General features: G+C 35.5%; 19 protein-coding genes. 2 read left to right on the top strand and 17 right to left on the bottom strand.

Going from position 1 to position 16,632, the window contains the following annotated elements; all coding sequences use genetic code 11:
- Positions 1-3: 3 nt before the first annotated feature.
- Complete coding sequence (locus LA20249_RS02525) at positions 4-462, top strand: hypothetical protein (protein ID WP_186809189.1); 459 nt, start codon at positions 4-6, stop codon at positions 460-462.
- A 75-nt stretch (positions 463-537) separates the two neighbouring features.
- Here the strand turns inward: LA20249_RS02525 and LA20249_RS02520 are convergent, their stop codons facing one another.
- The 12 genes from LA20249_RS02520 to LA20249_RS02465 form a co-directional block, all read right to left on the bottom strand.
- Positions 538-1,419, bottom strand: a complete 882-nt coding sequence (locus tag LA20249_RS02520; RefSeq protein WP_057739497.1) for an aldose 1-epimerase family protein — start codon at positions 1,417-1,419, stop codon at positions 538-540.
- A 9-nt stretch (positions 1,420-1,428) separates the two neighbouring features.
- Positions 1,429-2,868 carry an ATP-dependent protease ATPase subunit HslU gene (gene hslU, locus LA20249_RS02515; RefSeq protein WP_057739495.1) on the bottom strand — a complete coding sequence of 480 codons (1,440 nt, stop codon included), beginning with the start codon at positions 2,866-2,868 and terminating at the stop codon, positions 1,429-1,431.
- Positions 2,869-2,887: 19 nt separating this feature from the next.
- Positions 2,888-3,412 carry an ATP-dependent protease subunit HslV gene (hslV, locus tag LA20249_RS02510; protein ID WP_057739493.1) on the bottom strand — a complete coding sequence of 175 codons (525 nt, stop codon included), beginning with the start codon at positions 3,410-3,412 and terminating at the stop codon, positions 2,888-2,890.
- Between the two features lie 7 nt (positions 3,413-3,419).
- Complete coding sequence (gene xerC / locus LA20249_RS02505) at positions 3,420-4,319, bottom strand: tyrosine recombinase XerC (protein ID WP_057739489.1); 900 nt, start codon at positions 4,317-4,319, stop codon at positions 3,420-3,422.
- Positions 4,320-6,404: a type I DNA topoisomerase gene (gene topA / locus LA20249_RS02500; RefSeq protein ID WP_057739487.1), complete on the bottom strand. Its 2,085-nt coding sequence runs from the start codon at positions 6,402-6,404 to the stop codon at positions 4,320-4,322.
- 110 nt (positions 6,405-6,514) lie between these two features.
- Positions 6,515-7,210, bottom strand: a complete 696-nt coding sequence (dprA, locus tag LA20249_RS02495; protein ID WP_235806781.1) for a DNA-processing protein DprA — start codon at positions 7,208-7,210, stop codon at positions 6,515-6,517.
- 173 nt (positions 7,211-7,383) lie between these two features.
- Positions 7,384-8,154, bottom strand: coding sequence for a ribonuclease HII (locus LA20249_RS02490; RefSeq protein ID WP_057739483.1), 771 nt, complete (start codon positions 8,152-8,154; stop codon positions 7,384-7,386).
- A complete protein-coding gene (ylqF, locus tag LA20249_RS02485; protein WP_186809190.1) occupies positions 8,144-8,998 on the bottom strand; it encodes a ribosome biogenesis GTPase YlqF in 855 nt (284 codons plus the stop codon). Before ylqF ends, LA20249_RS02490 begins: the two co-directional genes overlap by 11 nt.
- 9 nt (positions 8,999-9,007) lie before the next feature.
- A complete protein-coding gene (locus tag LA20249_RS02480; protein ID WP_057739479.1) occupies positions 9,008-9,232 on the bottom strand; it encodes a YozE family protein in 225 nt (74 codons plus the stop codon).
- An 11-nt stretch (positions 9,233-9,243) separates the two neighbouring features.
- Entirely contained in the window at positions 9,244-9,837 is a 594-nt protein-coding gene (locus LA20249_RS02475; protein WP_057739477.1) for a YpmS family protein, read from the bottom strand.
- Positions 9,837-10,694, bottom strand: a complete 858-nt coding sequence (locus LA20249_RS02470) for a DUF459 domain-containing protein (protein WP_057739475.1) — start codon at positions 10,692-10,694, stop codon at positions 9,837-9,839. Before LA20249_RS02470 ends, LA20249_RS02475 begins: the two co-directional genes overlap by 1 nt.
- 44 nt (positions 10,695-10,738) lie before the next feature.
- Entirely contained in the window at positions 10,739-11,581 is an 843-nt protein-coding gene (locus tag LA20249_RS02465; RefSeq protein WP_057739473.1) for a DegV family protein, read from the bottom strand.
- Positions 11,582-11,786: 205 nt separating this feature from the next.
- Here LA20249_RS02465 and trhA point away from each other — a divergent pair, with 205 nt between their 5' ends.
- Positions 11,787-12,437, top strand: coding sequence for a PAQR family membrane homeostasis protein TrhA (gene trhA / locus LA20249_RS02460; protein ID WP_101836859.1), 651 nt, complete (start codon positions 11,787-11,789; stop codon positions 12,435-12,437).
- Here trhA and LA20249_RS02455 read toward each other — a convergent pair.
- The 5 genes from LA20249_RS02455 to LA20249_RS02440 all read right to left on the bottom strand — a co-directional run bounded on the left by LA20249_RS02455 (position 12,434) and on the right by LA20249_RS02440 (position 16,609).
- Positions 12,434-12,922 (bottom strand): dihydrofolate reductase, encoded by a 489-nt coding sequence (locus LA20249_RS02455; protein ID WP_057739468.1) that lies wholly within the window; start codon positions 12,920-12,922, stop codon positions 12,434-12,436. The genes trhA and LA20249_RS02455 overlap by 4 nt on opposite strands.
- A 12-nt stretch (positions 12,923-12,934) precedes the next feature.
- Positions 12,935-13,885 (bottom strand): thymidylate synthase, encoded by a 951-nt coding sequence (locus tag LA20249_RS02450; RefSeq protein ID WP_057739466.1) that lies wholly within the window; start codon positions 13,883-13,885, stop codon positions 12,935-12,937.
- A gap of 9 nt (positions 13,886-13,894) precedes the next feature.
- Positions 13,895-15,796: an ABC-F family ATP-binding cassette domain-containing protein gene (locus LA20249_RS02445; RefSeq protein ID WP_057739463.1), complete on the bottom strand. Its 1,902-nt coding sequence runs from the start codon at positions 15,794-15,796 to the stop codon at positions 13,895-13,897.
- A gap of 107 nt (positions 15,797-15,903) precedes the next feature.
- Positions 15,904-16,077: a hypothetical protein gene (locus LA20249_RS11635; RefSeq protein ID WP_157054444.1), complete on the bottom strand. Its 174-nt coding sequence runs from the start codon at positions 16,075-16,077 to the stop codon at positions 15,904-15,906.
- A gap of 67 nt (positions 16,078-16,144) precedes the next feature.
- Positions 16,145-16,609: a hypothetical protein gene (locus tag LA20249_RS02440; protein ID WP_057739461.1), complete on the bottom strand. Its 465-nt coding sequence runs from the start codon at positions 16,607-16,609 to the stop codon at positions 16,145-16,147.
- Between the last annotated feature and the right edge of the window lie 23 nt (positions 16,610-16,632).

Here is a 16,632-nt window from a genome sequence, read left to right as displayed (position 1 = left end):
TCTATGAAAGTGACAAAATTGGTAGTCGGCATTTTAATGATTATCTTATCGGTATTTATCTTCTTTGAAAGCAGTGCAGCGGGATTCGTAAATGTTCTTGAAAACAAAGGTAACACCAGCGGCTCTGCAGGAATTATTTTATCAATCGGCTATCTTGCTGTTGGTATTGTCTACATAGCTACCAGAAACAAAACTAATTTAGGTGGCGACATTATTAGCGCCGTTATTTTAGGTTTGTTCGGATTTATCGGCTTGAGCAATTCTGACAATGTTTATCAAGATTTAATAGTTTGGATCATTTTAGGCTTTATTATTGGCTTCGGATTTTTGATCTGGCATATTATTGTCAACAAATTAAATAGTAAAAAGATCAGCCAGCAAAATATTCATCGTAACAATCTTCAAAATAATAGTTCTCTTCCAACTAGAGCTCAATATCGTTCTAATCATCGTTCTCATTAAAAATTTTCAACCCCAAAAAGTCTGCTACTGATTAAATCCAGTACCAGACTTTTTGTTTTGGTTTCTTTTAATTAATTATTTAATCGAAATACTAAAGTAAGCTTCAAATTGATTACCTGGAGCTAAACGATTGATACCATACTTAGACTTAAATTGGTTGTCAGAGTCCTCTCGATCGGCTATCCCCCACCAAGGCTCAATACACATAAAATTGCCCTCAGTTGGATAAGACGACCACATACCGAAGAATTTAGCATTCCCTGTGTCTAAGATTACTTGATGCTGACTTTTTTCACTAGCAATAGTTACTTGTGTTGGTTCATTCAAACGATAAACAATCGCATCTTTAACAAAGGCATCATGTTTTAATTGAAAATCTTGATTCTCAACTTTCTTCTCGTTATTAAGATCTACATTTCCAGTCTCGCCATTAATAGGAATTAAAGTTCTTGATTCCTTAGGATCAACCGAAACGTTGAAATCTTCATAATTCAGTCCCTTTTCAAAAGGTACTGAAAATCCCGGATGGGCTCCAATCGAGAAGTACATATCTTCTGAATCTTCCAAACTGTCGACTAGGTAGGAAATTTGGAGTGTACCCTTAACTAATTGATAAACAATCCTCAATTTAAAATGATAGGGATATTTCTCTAAACTAGCTTCACTCGTTGTTAAGCTCAGCACTAATTGAGAATCTGTTTGAGAGTCGAGTGTAAATTCTTGATCTCTAGCGAAACCATGTTGCGTCATTTTGTATTCTTGATCATCAATAAAATAATGATTATCTTTTAAACGACCCACAATTGGGAATAAGACTGGTGCATGTCTTCCCCAGACATTAGGGTTAGCTTGCCACATGAACTCTACACCCTCATTATTTTTGACGCTAATAATTTCAGCACCCAATGATTCTACTTTTACTGTTAAAAAATCATTTTTCAATTGATAGACTGTCATAATTGCCCCCTATAGAATGTAGCGTGATAGATCTTGATCTTCTGCAATCTTTCCGACTTGTTGACGAACGTACTCACGTGTAATTGTAATATCACCCATCTGCATGTCTGGACCTTCATAAAGAATATCAGCTAGAATTTTTTCTAGTACGGTTGAAAGTCTTCTGGCACCAATATTTTGATTGCTGTTGTTTAAATCAAAAGCAATTTTAGCAATTTCTTCAACGGATTCTTTAGTGAAAGTCAAATGAATTCCATCAGCTTTAGTCAAAGCAACATATTGTTTTGTCAAAGCATTATCAGGCTTAGTTAATATTTGAATAAAGTCATCTTCTGTCAAATCTTTCAATTCAACTCGAATAGGGAAACGACCTTGTAATTCAGCAATCAAATCACTTGGCTTACTTTCAGCAAAAGCACCTGAAGCAATGAAAAGAATATGATCAGTATCGACTGGGCCATACTTAGTATTGATTCTTGAACCTTCAACGATTGGCAAAATGTCACGTTGAACCCCTTCACGAGATACTTCACCAGAGTTCTTCTTTTCACCAGCAGTGATCTTATCGAACTCATCAATAAAAATAATTCCCTTATTCTGAGTTCGATCAATAGCCTTTTGGTAAATTTCATCGTGATCAACACGTTTCTCTGATTCTTGTTGAATCAACAATTCACGAGCTTCTTTAACGGGCAAAGTTCTCGTAACCTTTTTCTTAGGAATCAATGAGTCCATCATTCCACTCATATCAACGCCCATTTGACCCATTTGATCATCCATTGGGCCAACTTTTTTGGACTCTTCAACTTTAATAGTTACTTCTTCATCTTCAAGCAAACCCTTGTCCAATTGTTCTTTAACACTGAGACGTTGATCACGAACTTCATCGGTAACCTCAGCATTGGTATCAGGATCTTCATCATCAGTACCATTGTTATTAAAAATGCTACCTAGATTGGCATTATTTTGCATGGCGCTTAACATGCTTGAAAAATCATTTGGATTATTTTGACGTTGTTCTTTTTTAACACCAGGAGCCAATAATTTAACCAATTTCTTATCTACATCACGGCGAACTTCTGGTCTGATTTCATCAAACTTTTCCTTTTCAACCATTGAAACGGCCATACTGACAAGATCACGAACCATAGATTCAACATCTCGACCTACGTATCCGACCTCAGTAAATTTAGTTGCTTCGACTTTTACAAAGGGAGCGTGTACTACCTTTGCCAGTCTTCGAGCAATTTCCGTTTTACCAACACCCGTAGGTCCGATCATCATTAAGTTCTTAGGAGTAATCTCTTGTTGTAATTTTTCAGGAACTTGCAAACGACGGTAACGATTATAAAGAGCAATCGCCACAGCTTTTTTAGCATCAGTTTGGCCAATAATATAATTGTCCAATTGAGCCACAATTTCTTTCGGTGTTAATGTATCTGTGTCCATTTATTAATCTCCACTCCTACTAAAATTTATCTGAAATAATATTCTCATTTGTAAAAATATCGATACTTGAGGCAATTTTAATAGCTTCAACAGCCATTTCTTGAGCATCCATATCCTTGGCGTGACGTTGCATGGCAATCGCAGCAGCTTGAGCAAAATTACCACCAGAACCAATAGCTACAACATCTTCATCTGGTTCGATCACTTCACCACTACCAGAAATCAACAGCAAGTTATCTTTATCCATTGCGATTAACATTGCTTCCAATTTTTGCAGGGTTGGATCCTTTCTCCAGTCTTGAGCTAATTCGACAGCAGCTCGCTTTAAATTACCAGAATAAGCTTTTAACTTCTTTTCTAGCCAATCTTGAAGAGTGATTGCATCAGCAACTCCACCAGCAAATCCGATAACGACTTGGTCATCAAAGATCCGTCTAACTTTGTGAGCTGAGCCTTTCATAATATATTTCTCGCCTAATGTAACTTGACCATCACCAGCGATGGCTGTGTGGTTATTATGTTTTACAGCAACTATTGTAGTCATTATTTATTTACCTCGGAAAATATTTTTTATAATCATTTTGTAAATGCTCCATGGTCACATGGGTATAGATCTGGGTCGTCGAAAGACTAGCATGACCTAGTAATTCTTGAACCGTCCGCAAATCGGCTCCATGTTCCAACATGTGTGTGGCAAAAGTATGGCGTATCATATGGGGATGAATATCAGAAGTCAAACTAGTTTTCTTAATAATTTGATTCAGAATATATTCAATTCCACGACTAGTCAACCCTTTACCACGATTATTTACAAAAACGAATTGATGATCTTGATGATTCTTAGTCATCAACTCTTTTCGTCCTTGATCAAAGTATCTCTTCAATGCAGATCTTGCGTAGCTTCCAAAGGGAACATACCGATCCTTATCGCCTTTTCCATGAATCAAAACGATACTATTATCAAAATCCAATTGATCTAATAATAGATTAGCACATTCACTCACACGCATGCCAGTGGCATAGAGCAATTCTAACAATGCGGAATTTCTCTGCGATAAAGGATCATCGCCCTTAACTGCATCAAACAGCTGATTCATTTCTTTTTCATAAAAGAATCTTGGCAACTTACGACCCTTGTGACGTAATTGAATCAAATCAAACGGATTTTGTTTAACGAATTTATTTCGCACTAAGAAGTTATAAAAAGACCGCAAAGCAGAGACTCTTCGAGCAATTGTTTCATCAGCATAATCTTTTTCATCTAAATAAGTCAAATACGTCTCAGCATCAAGTCGGTTGATCTTGGTAAAGCCATTAAAGCCACCATTTTGAGACAAAAAAGAAACAAAATTATCTATATCTTCTAAATAAGATTTTTTTGTTTCTTTTGAGTAATGGTGATTAATCATTAAATTATCAACAAATTTATCGATTAAATCTTTTTCTATCATTTATTTTTGAATATCCTCTTCATAATCTCCATTTGGACAGATTACTTGACGACCACCTTTAACTTTCTTCTCTACTAAATAGTGACCATCCTTAGGACAATCACGTCCAATAGGCTTATCCCATGAAACGAAATCACAGTCAGGATAGCGTGAACAACCATAAAAAATCCGATTCTTCTTTGATTTCCTTTCGATGACTTGTCCCTTCTTACACTTAGGACAAACAACTCCAATTTCTTTAACAATTGGCTTAGTATTACGACAATCTGGGAATCTAGAACAGGCATAGAATTTACCATATCTTCCCATCTTGATTACCATTGGTGCCCCACAGATATCACAATCCATCCCTGCGGGCTCATCTTTGATCTGTACCTTTTCAATCTTGTCTTCAGCAGATTCTAACTCTTTAGCAAAAGGCTTGTAATAACGATCAACTACTTTGACCCAATCCTCTTTACCTTCTTCAATATGATCCAATTCATCTTCCAAGTTAGCCGTAAAATCAATATTTACGATATCGGGGAAGTAATTTTGAATTAAATTATCAACGATTTCACCTAATTCAGTAGGTTCAAAACTCTTACCGTTGAGCTTGACGTAATAACGACGTTGAATGGTATCAATAGTTGGTGAATAAGTAGAAGGACGACCGACACCATTTTCTTCCAAAGCTTTAACAAGTGAAGCCTCAGTAAAGCGTGCTGGCGGTTGAGTAAAGTGTTGAGCTGGATCATTTGTCTGCAACTTAGCTTTATCATTTTCGACAATGTCCGGTAAAATATTATCTTTCTTACTACTTTCAGAAGTACTTTGATAAACTTTTCGATAACCTTCGAATTTCATCTTAGAACCATTAGCCCTGAACATAACACCATTTTGTGAAAGATCGACCGTCATCGTATCAAAAATTGCTGGTGTCATTTGACTAGCAACAAATCTTGACCAGATCAAATTATATAAACGATATTGATCACGACTTAAAATATCCTTCAATGATTTAGGAGTTCTCATTACTGAAGATGGGCGGATAGCTTCATGGGCATCTTGAGCACCTTCTTGATTCTTATCCTTACGTTCTTTTATTGTAGCAAAACGCTCGCCATATTCTTCATGAATAAACTTAGAAGCTTCAGCTTCAGCAACTTTTGAGATCCGCTTAGAATCGGTACGCATGTATGTGATTAAACCTACAGTACCTTCTTTGCGACCTAAATTGATTCCTTCGTACAACTGTTGAGCAATCATCATTGTTTTTCTAGTTTTATAATTTAAACGCTTATTGGCTTCCTGTTGTAGGGAACTAGTTGTGAATGGTGCAGCCGGGAATCTCTTACGTTCTTTTTTAGTAACTTTATCAACGTTAAAGTCTGACTTTTTATCAATTTTTCCTAAAACATCTTGTACTTGAGCATTACTGTTCAATTCAGCTTTTTTACCATCTAAACCATAGAAATTAGCTTTGAATTTATCCTTACCATGTTTAAAAGTAGATTCAATCGTCCAATATTCTTGTGGGACGAATTTTTTAATATCATTTTCTTTTTCAATCACTAATTTCAAAGCAATCGATTGAACTCGTCCGGCACTCAGACCCTTTTTAACTTTAGCCCAAAGGATAGGAGAAATAGAATAACCGACTAAACGATCCAGAACACGTCTTGCCTGTTGGGCGTCTACTAGTTTCATATCAATCGTCCGAGGTGTTTTAAATGCTTGCTTTACTTTATCCTTAGTAATTTCATTAAAAACAACTCGATTTTTATCTTGATCATCTAATCCTAGAAGGTGTGAGACGTGCCAAGCAATGGCTTCCCCTTCACGATCCGGATCGGCTGCCAGATAAACTCGTTTAGCTTTTTTAGCTTCCTTTTTTAAATCTTTGATTACTGGACCCTTACCACGAATGGAAATATACTTTGGCTCATAGTTATGTTCAATATCGACACCCATTTGACTCTTAGGTAAATCACGAACATGACCTAAGCTTGCAACCACGTGATAATTACGTCCCAAATACTTTTCAATTGTTTTAGCTTTTGATGGTGATTCAACGATCACCAAATTCTTTTGTGTTGATGGCACGCAAAGTGCTCCTTTCCAAAATGTATCAATTAAAACTGTTCAATATATTAATCACAGAATTTTAATTTGTCAATCTAAAAGATAAATCACTTTCGATTAACAGCTTAAAATTACAAATCATTAAAATTAATCAAGGGCATTGCTCCCTCTTCAATCAATCTATTGCATCCAGCTGAAAGAGTAACATCGATTCTTCCGGGGATGGCCCAAACATCACGGTTATTTTCCAAAGCTAAATCCGCTGTAATCAAGGATCCACTGCGCTTCTTTGCTTCAGTAATAATGACTTTTTGACTAAGACCCGCGATGATTCGATTTCGTTGAGGAAAGTGCCAAGGCTCTATTGAAGTTTTCGGAGGATACTCGCTGATTACTAACCCTTTAGTCATAATCTCGACTTGCAAGTTACGATTTTCCCTTGGATAAAATGTATCCAAACCGCTTCCAATAACAGCAATTGTTTGACCATGATTTCTCAAAGTCGCTTGATGTGCCCACGAATCAACGCCCTTAGCTAATCCGCTCACAATAGTATAACGATTTACAAGTCGCGGAACAAGACCACCAATGCAACGAAAACTGTAATCTGTCGCTTGTCTTGAACCCACGATCGCAATACATTCCGTTTTAAGTAAAGCAATATTTCCTTCAAAAAACAAGAGTGCCGGTGGATTATAAATTGTTCTTAATAATTCGGGGTATTGGTCATCAAGGTAATTTATCGCTTGTAAATTATTTATTGACTGACTATCTAATAATAGTAGAAACTGATGAAATTTATCAAGTCCCCATTCTTTTTTGAGCAAATGAAAAGTTTCACTCCTTAGATTAGCACTCTTTATCGAGATTTTTATAATTTTTAGCATTATCTGGTTAGAAACCATCCCTGTTAGACGGCATCTAATCAAAAATTCGGTTAATTTTGTCATAATAAAAAACATCACTCCCTTAAAATAAATTACGGAAATGATGTTTAACTTTAATATAATTTAGTAATCTTTCTAACCGGTGAAAAACTCAGACGATGAATCCTCGTTCGACCAAACTTATCTAATGCGGTTAAATGTTTCTTAGTTCCATAGCCATCATTATCTTCAAAGTCAAACTCCGGGTATATTTTACTATACATCGTCATCAAACGGTCCCTAGCCACCTTAGCGACGATACTAGCTGCACCAATGCTCAATGACTTGGAATCACCCTTGATCAATTTAGTCTGCCTGATATCGACAGGAATCGTCATTGCATCAACTAAAATGTGGTCGGGACGCAAGTAGAGATTCTTGATCGAATCACGCATCGTTAACTCAGTGGCATGATAAATATTTTCTTGATCAATCAATTTAGGACTTCCAAGTGCCACACTAATGTCAACGGCTTGTTCACAGATTTTCTTATACAATTCATTGCGCTTAGTGATGGACAACTTTTTAGAATCATCCACTTCGTATAAGGTATTGTCTGGAGGCAGGATTACAGCCGCGGTCACCACTGGACCAGCCAAAGGTCCACGACCTACTTCATCAACACCGGCAACGGCTAAATTCTGATCCCAGAAGGGCTTCTCCAAAAACTCTTTATGATGAAATTTCTCCATCAACTCCGTAGTCCGTTTTTGACGCTTAAAATATTGCTCTAATAATTTTTTTACACCAATTCTTGTATCCTGAGCTAATTCATCTAATAATTCTGGCTTTGCGTCTTGTTTCAAAAAGGTTCTTATTTCTGAAATTGTATACTTATTCTTCATAAAACTCCCCAGGAATATCAAAGGTCAATCGTCCCAATTTCAATTTCCGAACATCATCAATAATTCTTCTGGAGGCACGATCGTAATCCTCTTTGTAGCCAAACTTCTTAGTCAAATCCATTAAGAGTTCCGGTGTAGTGTGATTGAAAATATCCGACTTGTCTAATTTATAGCTTTCTAAAAATTGGTCCATATAATGTGTTTCCAAAAAGTTCAAGGCATAAATTGCCACGTCATCTGGAGCATAGATTTTATCCTTGATGGCTCCTGACAAAGCCAACTTCATTCCTACCTTAGGATCATCAATTTTAGGCCATAGGATACCAGGGGTGTCTAGAAGATCAATTCCAATATTTGTTTTTAGCCAATTTTGATTCTTGGTTACGCCAGGCTTATTACCAGTGACAGCAACGTTTTTACCTACTAGGCGATTCAAAATTGTAGATTTTCCAACATTAGGGATTCCGATACACATTGCTTTAATTCGATAATTTTGGACACCATTTTGCTCGTAACGATCAATTTTTTCAGATAGTTCGCTTCGAATCAGACTCTTAATTTTTCCAAGTCCCTTGTTGTGCTTGGCATCGAGCTCGATTGACTTTGTTCCTTCCTGTTCAAAGTTAAGCTTCCAATCAGCGGTCACTTTAGGATCAGCCAAGTCGGATTTATTAAGAATAATAATATGCTTTTTTTGATCAATTATTTGTTCCAAAACCGGATTTCTTGACGAAAAGGGTAATCTTGCATCGACAATTTCAAGAACAATGTCGACTAATTTAAGTCGGTCCTGTACTTGATTCTTTGCCTTGTTCATATGTCCTGGATACCATTGTAAAGCCATTGTCATCACCTATTTCTTATCGATTTCTTGATACTTTTGATACGCCTCATCAAAAATTGTCATGCTTGGTAAATATCCAGCATTCAATTCAAGATAATCGGATATTTTTTGATAGCTCTCTTCATGCTTCGGAAATGATTGATCGTGAAAAGCATTATTCGCAAATTCTGCTTCCGGTTCAACACTATCTGCATTACGGAGAGTCATTAAATATTCGTAAAAACTTCTTCTCATTGCGACTCCTTTTATTGATTGTCGGTAATTTTAGTATTAAGTACTTCAAATGATAATTTATCATTCTTCAAGTCAATATTCTTAGCTCGAATACCATAACCTTCACTCGTAGTAAACTTTGTAAATTTTAAGAGAACAGTCTTATCCTTACCGTTAATGCTTACCCAATTAGGCGTCTTGAAGCTATTCTTAATATAATTCATTACAAATGAAATTGGCAATGATAAGTCTCCAATCTTCATTTGTTTGGCCTTTAATAGGACATCCCCATTAGTCTTAGCATATGGTTGCATTAAAATCGTAAAATGAATCTTTGCTCCTAAAAATGATATTGCTCCAGATAACTCAGCATCTTTTTTCAAAACCAATTGATAATCTGTTTTACCATCATTCAAGGTATTCTTTAAATAATATTGAGCCATTTTATTGGCTTCAGCCTTGTCCATATTAACGGTAAAGACTTTGTCATCATTATTTATTTTTGAGCTAACCTGATAATTTTCAGTTGGTGAACTTAAAACTTTCGTTCCTAAATAACCAAATCCAACTACTAAAATTGCCACTAGGACAATAAATGCGTATTTCCAATAATTCTTATTTTTCATTACTTAAACAGCCACTCCTTTGTCGTATCATTCACCTTAACAAATATTTTCTGTGTCATCATATCGTAGCCTACCCCATTAGGATGAAAATGGTCCTTCTTATAGAGATAAGGATTGACACCACTCTTTTGGACTTTTTTATTGATTTGTTTAGTCTGATACAAATTATTAATATCAACAAAATAAGTCTTCTTGAAACCAGCGGCCACTTTTTCTGACCCCTTGTTCCAATTAATAAAGGCTATTTTAGCATTTTTTACATTTGATAAATAGATACTGAAAGGATTATAAATCCCAACCAAATAAATTGGAGCGTTTTCATTATAATTTCTAATATCAGTCAACAATTTTTTTAGCCGTTTATCAAACTGCACTTGTTCATCTGCAATCTCGCCGGCAGTTAAATCTAGTCCCTTACGTTGTAATAAATGCATAAAATCATTTCCACCAACGGTTACTGTAATGATATCAGCCTTAGGTAGATCCTGATGCATTTTTTTATCTGATTTTATTCGTGCCATAATTTGGTTACTAGTATCGCCTGATACCCCATAATTAGCAGCTTGCGTTTTAACATTGTACTTTGATTGTACCTTTGTCCTCAGACGTGTGACATAACCGCCACCATTTTTCCTAGAATCCCCAACGCCCTGCGTCAAGGAATCTCCTATTGCAACAATGTTGATCTGCTTCTTTTTAGGGATGACTTTTTTCTTAGGCTTTGCCTTCTTGCTATCTGTTTTAGCGACTTGACTGGTTTGCTCATTATTAGAATTATTATTGAAAAAATAATATCCAGCTCCGACTGCTACTATAATTACTATTATTAATATGATCCAAATTCTTTTTTTCTTCATTAATTAATCCATCTTTCAAAAAAAAGCTGATGCATTCATCAGCTTTACTCTGTGTAAAATTCAATTGCAAAGGCCCCAGATCCTGCATGTGTTGCTATAACAGGACTCGTTACTCTAATGAGTAAAGGTACATCTGGAATTATCTCTTCTAATTTAGCCTTCAATTCGTTGACATAATCCATCTTATCAACATAAGAAATCCCTACGGCTTTAATATTTTTCAAACCTTTGATTTCTTCCATTACGTTATTCATATATTTTTCAATCGTTTTACGACCACGACCACGTTTAGCAATATTCAAACTATTGTTCTTTACCGTCAAAACTAAATTGATATTCAAAAGTGTTGACAATGTTCCGGCAAAACGACTCAAGCGTCCACCACGTAGAATATTCTCAATACTTGTAACACCCATATATAAATATGTATGCTCACGGATCTCATCTAAAGCTTTTTTGATTTCAGCTACAGATTTACCTGCTTGAGCCATTTTGGCTGCTTGAATCACTTGGAACCCTTGAGCCCGATCTGTAAATTCTGTGTCGATAACTTCAACATTTCGATCGACCATATCAGCCACTTGTCTAGCTGCATTAATGGTTCCACTGATTGATGGTGTCATTATTAATGCCAAGATGTCAGTATAGTCATCTGGAACTTTATCAATTATGTCCATAAATGTTCCAATGGATGGTTGTGACGTCTTAGGCAAATCCTTGGAAGAATCCATTTCACGAACAAATTCTTCACGAGTAATATTTACACCATCAACATAAGTTTTCTCGTCAATACTGATGGTTAAAGGAACGATACTGATATCGTACTTTTCTATTTCTTCTGGTGTTAATTGTACCGATGAATCGGCAAGGATCTTTACTTTACTCATTTTATCCCTCTTTCATAGGGTCTTAGTTCTTGGTTGACTTAATTATAACAAAAGCCATTGCAACATAAAAAAAAATTTAACAATATCTAGATATTTTTATTATTAGATATGAACAAACTTAATTATACAATACGGTAAGCGTATGAAAAGACCTTCGAGACGTTTATAATATTTGTAAAGAATGAAAATAACCGAGGTTATAAAAATGTCAAAAAAACATCCTTTAACTAGAGCTTATCTGATTACAGATCAAATTTTTAGTGCTGTAACTCACGGAATCGGAATAATATTAGCCATAATTGGTGCAATTTTTCTATTAATCAAAGGATTCCATCAAGGTAATCCCCTTAATATTACGGCTTACTTTATTTACGCTTTTACACTCTTTTTCCTTTATCTCAGTTCCACCTTATTTCACAGTCTCTACTTCACCAAGGCTAAAGGAGTTTTCCAAGTTCTGGATCACAGTTCGATTTTTCTAATGATTGCTGGAACTTATACTCCCTATTGTTTAATAAGTTTGCATTCAACTTTTGGAATTGTTATTCTGGCTTTCATTTGGCTATTAGCGATTGGCGGCATTCTGTACAAGATCTTTAATGTTGGTCGCTTTAAATATTTTGAAACATTTCTATACGTCCTGATGGGATGGGCCATCATTATTGCTATGAAGCCTTTGTACTTTGCTATTGGAAAAGTTGGAATAACTCTATTGATTGCCGGTGGAGTAGCCTTCACGGTCGGTGCTTGCCTGTATTTGATGAAAAACATCAAGTACATTCACGTCATTTGGCACATCTTTGTCATGATAGGTACAGCATTAATGTACTTTTCAGTTTATTTCTTTGTTAATTAAATTTTTTGCCATGTCTCGAAGGTATATGGATAAATATTTTGCTTATCCATATGACCTTCTTTTTTTTCGATCAATTTAAATTTCCGATAATCTAAATTGATCATCTTTGTGTCTCCATCAAATTCATGTTCAATTCTAGTTAAATAGAGTCGATCAACATCATCCTTAAACAATTGGAATATTCCTCTACCACCGATGACCATAATCTCTTCATCTGATTGAACGTACTTTTTTAAATCAACCTTATCATTAATTAAAACCACTGATTCAGGAACTTGATAATCAACATTTTTAGAAATGACAATATTTAAACGCTTTGGCAAAGGTCCATTTGGAAAGCTTTCAAAAGTCTTACGTCCCATAACTATGGGATGATTAGTTGTCACATCTTTAAAGCGTTTCATATCATTAGGCAATTTCCATGGCAAGTGTCCATTGACACCGATCACACCATTTTCGTCCTCAGCCCAGACAAAACTTATCATTATATTTTCCTCCTAAACAGCAACCGGCGCTTTAATAGCTGGTTGGGGATGGTAATTATTGACAATAATATCTTTAGTATCAATATCAAAAATACTTTTATCACTCTTAATTTCTAATTGTGGTCCCACACTTTTAGTTCGACTCAACTGTTCTTTAACTTGATCTAGGTGATTCAAATAAATATGAGCATCCCCTAAGGTATGAACGAATTCTCCGACCTTCAAACCAGTTTCACGAGCAATTAAGTGCGTCAATAAAGCATAGCTGGCAATATTAAAGGGAACGCCTAAAAAGAGATCACCGCTTCTTTGATACAGCTGACAAGATAACCTGCCATCATTAACGTAAAATTGAAACAATGTGTGACACGGTGGTAATGCCATTGATGGAATATCTTCAGGATTCCAAGCACTGACGATTAAACGCCTAGAATCGGGAGTCGTTTTGATTTGTTGAATAACATTAGCAATTTGATCAATAAAACCACCGTTTCTTTTTTGCCAGTGACGCCACTGTGCGCCATAGACATCGCCTAAATTACCAAATTTTTGTGCAAATGTATCATTTTCAAGAATAGCTTTATCAAATTTATCTTTTTGAGCTTTATATTCTTGTGCAAAAACATCGTCAACTAAACTGCGACGACCAAAATCAGTCATATCAGGACCTTTGTAATCAGAACTCTCAATGTAATTTTTAAAAGCCCATTCATCCCAAATATGATTATGATGTTCTAAAAGATATTTAATATTAGTGTCGCCATGCAAAAACCACAACAATTCGCTTTTGATCAATCCAAAAGGAATCTTCTTAGTTGTCAAAAGAGGAAACGATTCTTGTAGGTCAAATCTCATCTGATATCCAAAAGTACTGATAGTCCCTGTTCCGGTACGGTCGCTTTTCTTATGACCATGATCTAAAACATATTGTAAGAGATCTAAATATTGTTGTTCGTTTTGCATCTTTTCCTCCTAAGCGAATTGACTCAAATAATCCCAGCGTTCCATTAATTTATCTTCTTTTTGATTAGCTTCATCCAATTGTTTTTGATAATCCATTAATTTCTCATAATCATTAGCTGGGTCATTTAATTCTTTTTCCAAATTAGAAATTTCTGTATCAAGCTTGTCGATCTCTGGTTCCAATTTGTTATATTCTATCTGTTCCGCATAAGTTAGTTTCTTCTTCTTAGACTCTGGTTTGTCCTCTGCACGTTGTTTAACTTCTTGATGCTTTTGTTCCTTAATTTCATGATGCTTAGCCTGCTTTTTAGCAGTTGCCTTTTGAAGATAGCCTGAGTATGAGTCATAACTTTCTTCAATCTCACCTTGACCTTCAAAAATCAATAGTTTATCTGCAACCTTATCAAGAAAATAGCGATCATGAGAAACAGCCAAAACAGTTCCCTTGAAACTATTCAAATAATCTTCCAAAATTGTCAGAGTTTCAATATCCAAATTATTAGTTGGCTCATCAAGTAATAAGACATTCGGCTGATCCATTAAGATCGCTAACAAGTACAAACGACGTTTCTCACCACCAGAAAGTTCACGAATAAAGGCTCCTTGCATTTGATGATCAAATTTGAAAGTATCTAACATCTGTGAAGCCGACATGTGCTCGCCACCAGAGTTACGAACACCTTGACCGATACTTTCCAAATATCTGATGACACGTTTATCAGGGTCCATATTTTCGGTTTGTTGCGTATAATAACCAATTTTAACTGTCTGACCAGTCTTGATTTCACCGCTATCTAAGGGAAGTTTCTTCGCAATGGCATTCAAAAAGGTGGTCTTACCTGAACCATTTGCCCCAGTAATACCAATTCGATCACCCCGTGAAACTAAGTAGCTGAATTGGTTCAAAATAACATGTTGCGCAAATTTCAAGCTAGCTTCTTTGATATCAAAGACATCATTTCCCAAACGTTGTTGAGCTATGTCAATTGACATTTCCTTTTCTACATCTGGTTTATCCTGTAGATCCTCTTTTAAATCACTGAAACGGTCTTTTCTAGCTTGCTGCTTAGTCCCTCTAGCCTTGACACCAGCACGCATCCACTTTAACTCCTGTTTATAGAGTTGTGTCTTATGATGTTGAACGGAAGCGTAAATTTCTTCATTGTCAGCCTTTTGTTGCAAGTATTTTTCGTAATTACCATCGTATTCAGTTACATTACGATTTTCAATTTCAAAGATTCTCGTTGCTACTTCATTCAAAAAGTAACGATCATGAGTTACGAACAAAACGGAACCCTTGTATTTACTCAAATACGATTGTAGCCAGTCAATAGCTTCATAATCCAAATGATTAGTAGGCTCATCCAGAATCAAAAGATCAGCTTCAGAAATCAAAGTCTGAGCTAAAGCAACACGTCTTTGTTGACCACCTGATAATTCAGAAATCTTCTTATCTAATTCTGTGATCCCTAACTTATTCAAAATTGCTTTAACATCAGACTCCATCTGCCAAGCTTCAGCCGCATTCATTCTTTCCTGCAATTTAAAGAATTCATTTTGAATTTTAGTATCAGTTGAATGGGCATTGAACTTAGTCAATGAGTTTTCATATTGACGAATCAATTGAAACTTTTCGCCGCTACCATTAAAAACAGCATCAATCACTGATGAATTATCATCCAAATCGGGCTGCTGTTTGAGATAGGAAATTTTATAATCTTTAGGTTTATCAATATTGATGGTATTCAAATCATTGTTATTGACAATTCCATCCAAAAGAGTAGTCTTACCAGTCCCATTTAATCCTAAGAGACCAATTCGATCACCCTCATTAATTGTAAAAGTTACATTTTTAAAAAGGGTTCTTTCACCGAAAGTTTTCGATGCATTCGTTATATTCAAGGTTTTCAATTAATTTTCACCACTATAAATAAAAAATTCCTCTACCCATCTAGATAGAGGTATTAAGACTTTTTCAATATTTATTATCACATGTAACCTAAAGATTGTAAAACTTCTTAGAGATATTCTTGCAGTTGATTTTTGGTGTAATACATTTGTTGAACTCCACCAAATCTAACCAATATTTTGTTGCGCTTCTCATCAAAATAAACGACTGCTCCAATTTGATCCTTCATCGCATCGGTTGGGTCAGCAATTTTTACCATCGAACCAATTTTTAAATTTCCCATAATATATTTCCCCTCAATAAAATACGGGACCAATAGTTATTAGCTACTGTCCCGTACGTAAGATTAATTAAAGTTCTTCTTTATATAAATCATAAACTGTATTCTCTGGATTAATTGAAATAAACAGATTACCACTCTTACTTGAAATCGTTGAAGTTTGATAAACATTATCTAATCCTTCAGCATCTTTTTGCTTGAATGGGAAGTAAATTTGCATTGGCTCCTTATCTTCGTCATCTTCAAATACAATGTCGCACTTTTCGATATCTTGATATTTAATAATACGGTTGAACATCCCATCAGCTAAGGCAGCTGTCGATACATCAGTATCCTTAATATAATCAGCTGCAGGTAGAATCTCAATTCTGAAACGTTTGCATGGATGGATTTCTTGCATTCTTCCACCTTCAATACGTCCATAACTAGTAGTTACACGAGAAATCCAGACGTCGCTCATTTCACCATGATCGACCGTCCAAGTATCACCGTTTCTAAAGTAGAATTTTAATTCCTTAAAAACATGCTTAGTCATATTATCACCCTTTCAAATCCTAA

It is taken from the genome of Companilactobacillus alimentarius DSM 20249, from assembly GCF_002849895.1.
Lineage (GTDB): Bacteria > Bacillota > Bacilli > Lactobacillales > Lactobacillaceae > Companilactobacillus > Companilactobacillus alimentarius.
This window is presented reverse-complemented; position numbering and strand designations above follow the sequence as displayed.

Excerpts from the sequence above, each read along its gene's own strand:
- LA20249_RS02525 (WP_186809189.1), top strand. The coding sequence starts at position 4 with ATGAAAGTGACAAAATTGGTAGTCGGCATTTTAATGATTATCTTATCG.
- LA20249_RS02520 (WP_057739497.1), bottom strand. The coding sequence starts at position 1,419 with ATGACAGTCTATCAATTGAAAAATGATTTTTTAACAGTAAAAGTAGAA.
- hslU (WP_057739495.1), bottom strand. The coding sequence starts at position 2,868 with ATGGACACAGATACATTAACACCGAAAGAAATTGTGGCTCAATTGGAC.
- hslV (WP_057739493.1), bottom strand. The coding sequence starts at position 3,412 with ATGACTACAATAGTTGCTGTAAAACATAATAACCACACAGCCATCGCT.
- xerC (WP_057739489.1), bottom strand. The coding sequence starts at position 4,319 with ATGATAGAAAAAGATTTAATCGATAAATTTGTTGATAATTTAATGATT.
- LA20249_RS02490 (WP_057739483.1), bottom strand. The coding sequence starts at position 8,154 with ATGAAGAATAAGTATACAATTTCAGAAATAAGAACCTTTTTGAAACAA.
- ylqF (WP_186809190.1), bottom strand. The coding sequence starts at position 8,998 with ATGGCTTTACAATGGTATCCAGGACATATGAACAAGGCAAAGAATCAA.
- LA20249_RS02480 (WP_057739479.1), bottom strand. The coding sequence starts at position 9,232 with ATGAGAAGAAGTTTTTACGAATATTTAATGACTCTCCGTAATGCAGAT.
- LA20249_RS02475 (WP_057739477.1), bottom strand. The coding sequence starts at position 9,837 with ATGAAAAATAAGAATTATTGGAAATACGCATTTATTGTCCTAGTGGCA.
- LA20249_RS02470 (WP_057739475.1), bottom strand. The coding sequence starts at position 10,694 with ATGAAGAAAAAAAGAATTTGGATCATATTAATAATAGTAATTATAGTA.
- LA20249_RS02465 (WP_057739473.1), bottom strand. The coding sequence starts at position 11,581 with ATGAGTAAAGTAAAGATCCTTGCCGATTCATCGGTACAATTAACACCA.
- trhA (WP_101836859.1), top strand. The coding sequence starts at position 11,787 with ATGTCAAAAAAACATCCTTTAACTAGAGCTTATCTGATTACAGATCAA.
- LA20249_RS02455 (WP_057739468.1), bottom strand. The coding sequence starts at position 12,922 with ATGATAAGTTTTGTCTGGGCTGAGGACGAAAATGGTGTGATCGGTGTC.
- LA20249_RS02450 (WP_057739466.1), bottom strand. The coding sequence starts at position 13,885 with ATGCAAAACGAACAACAATATTTAGATCTCTTACAATATGTTTTAGAT.
- LA20249_RS11635 (WP_157054444.1), bottom strand. The coding sequence starts at position 16,077 with ATGGGAAATTTAAAAATTGGTTCGATGGTAAAAATTGCTGACCCAACC.
- LA20249_RS02440 (WP_057739461.1), bottom strand. The coding sequence starts at position 16,609 with ATGACTAAGCATGTTTTTAAGGAATTAAAATTCTACTTTAGAAACGGT.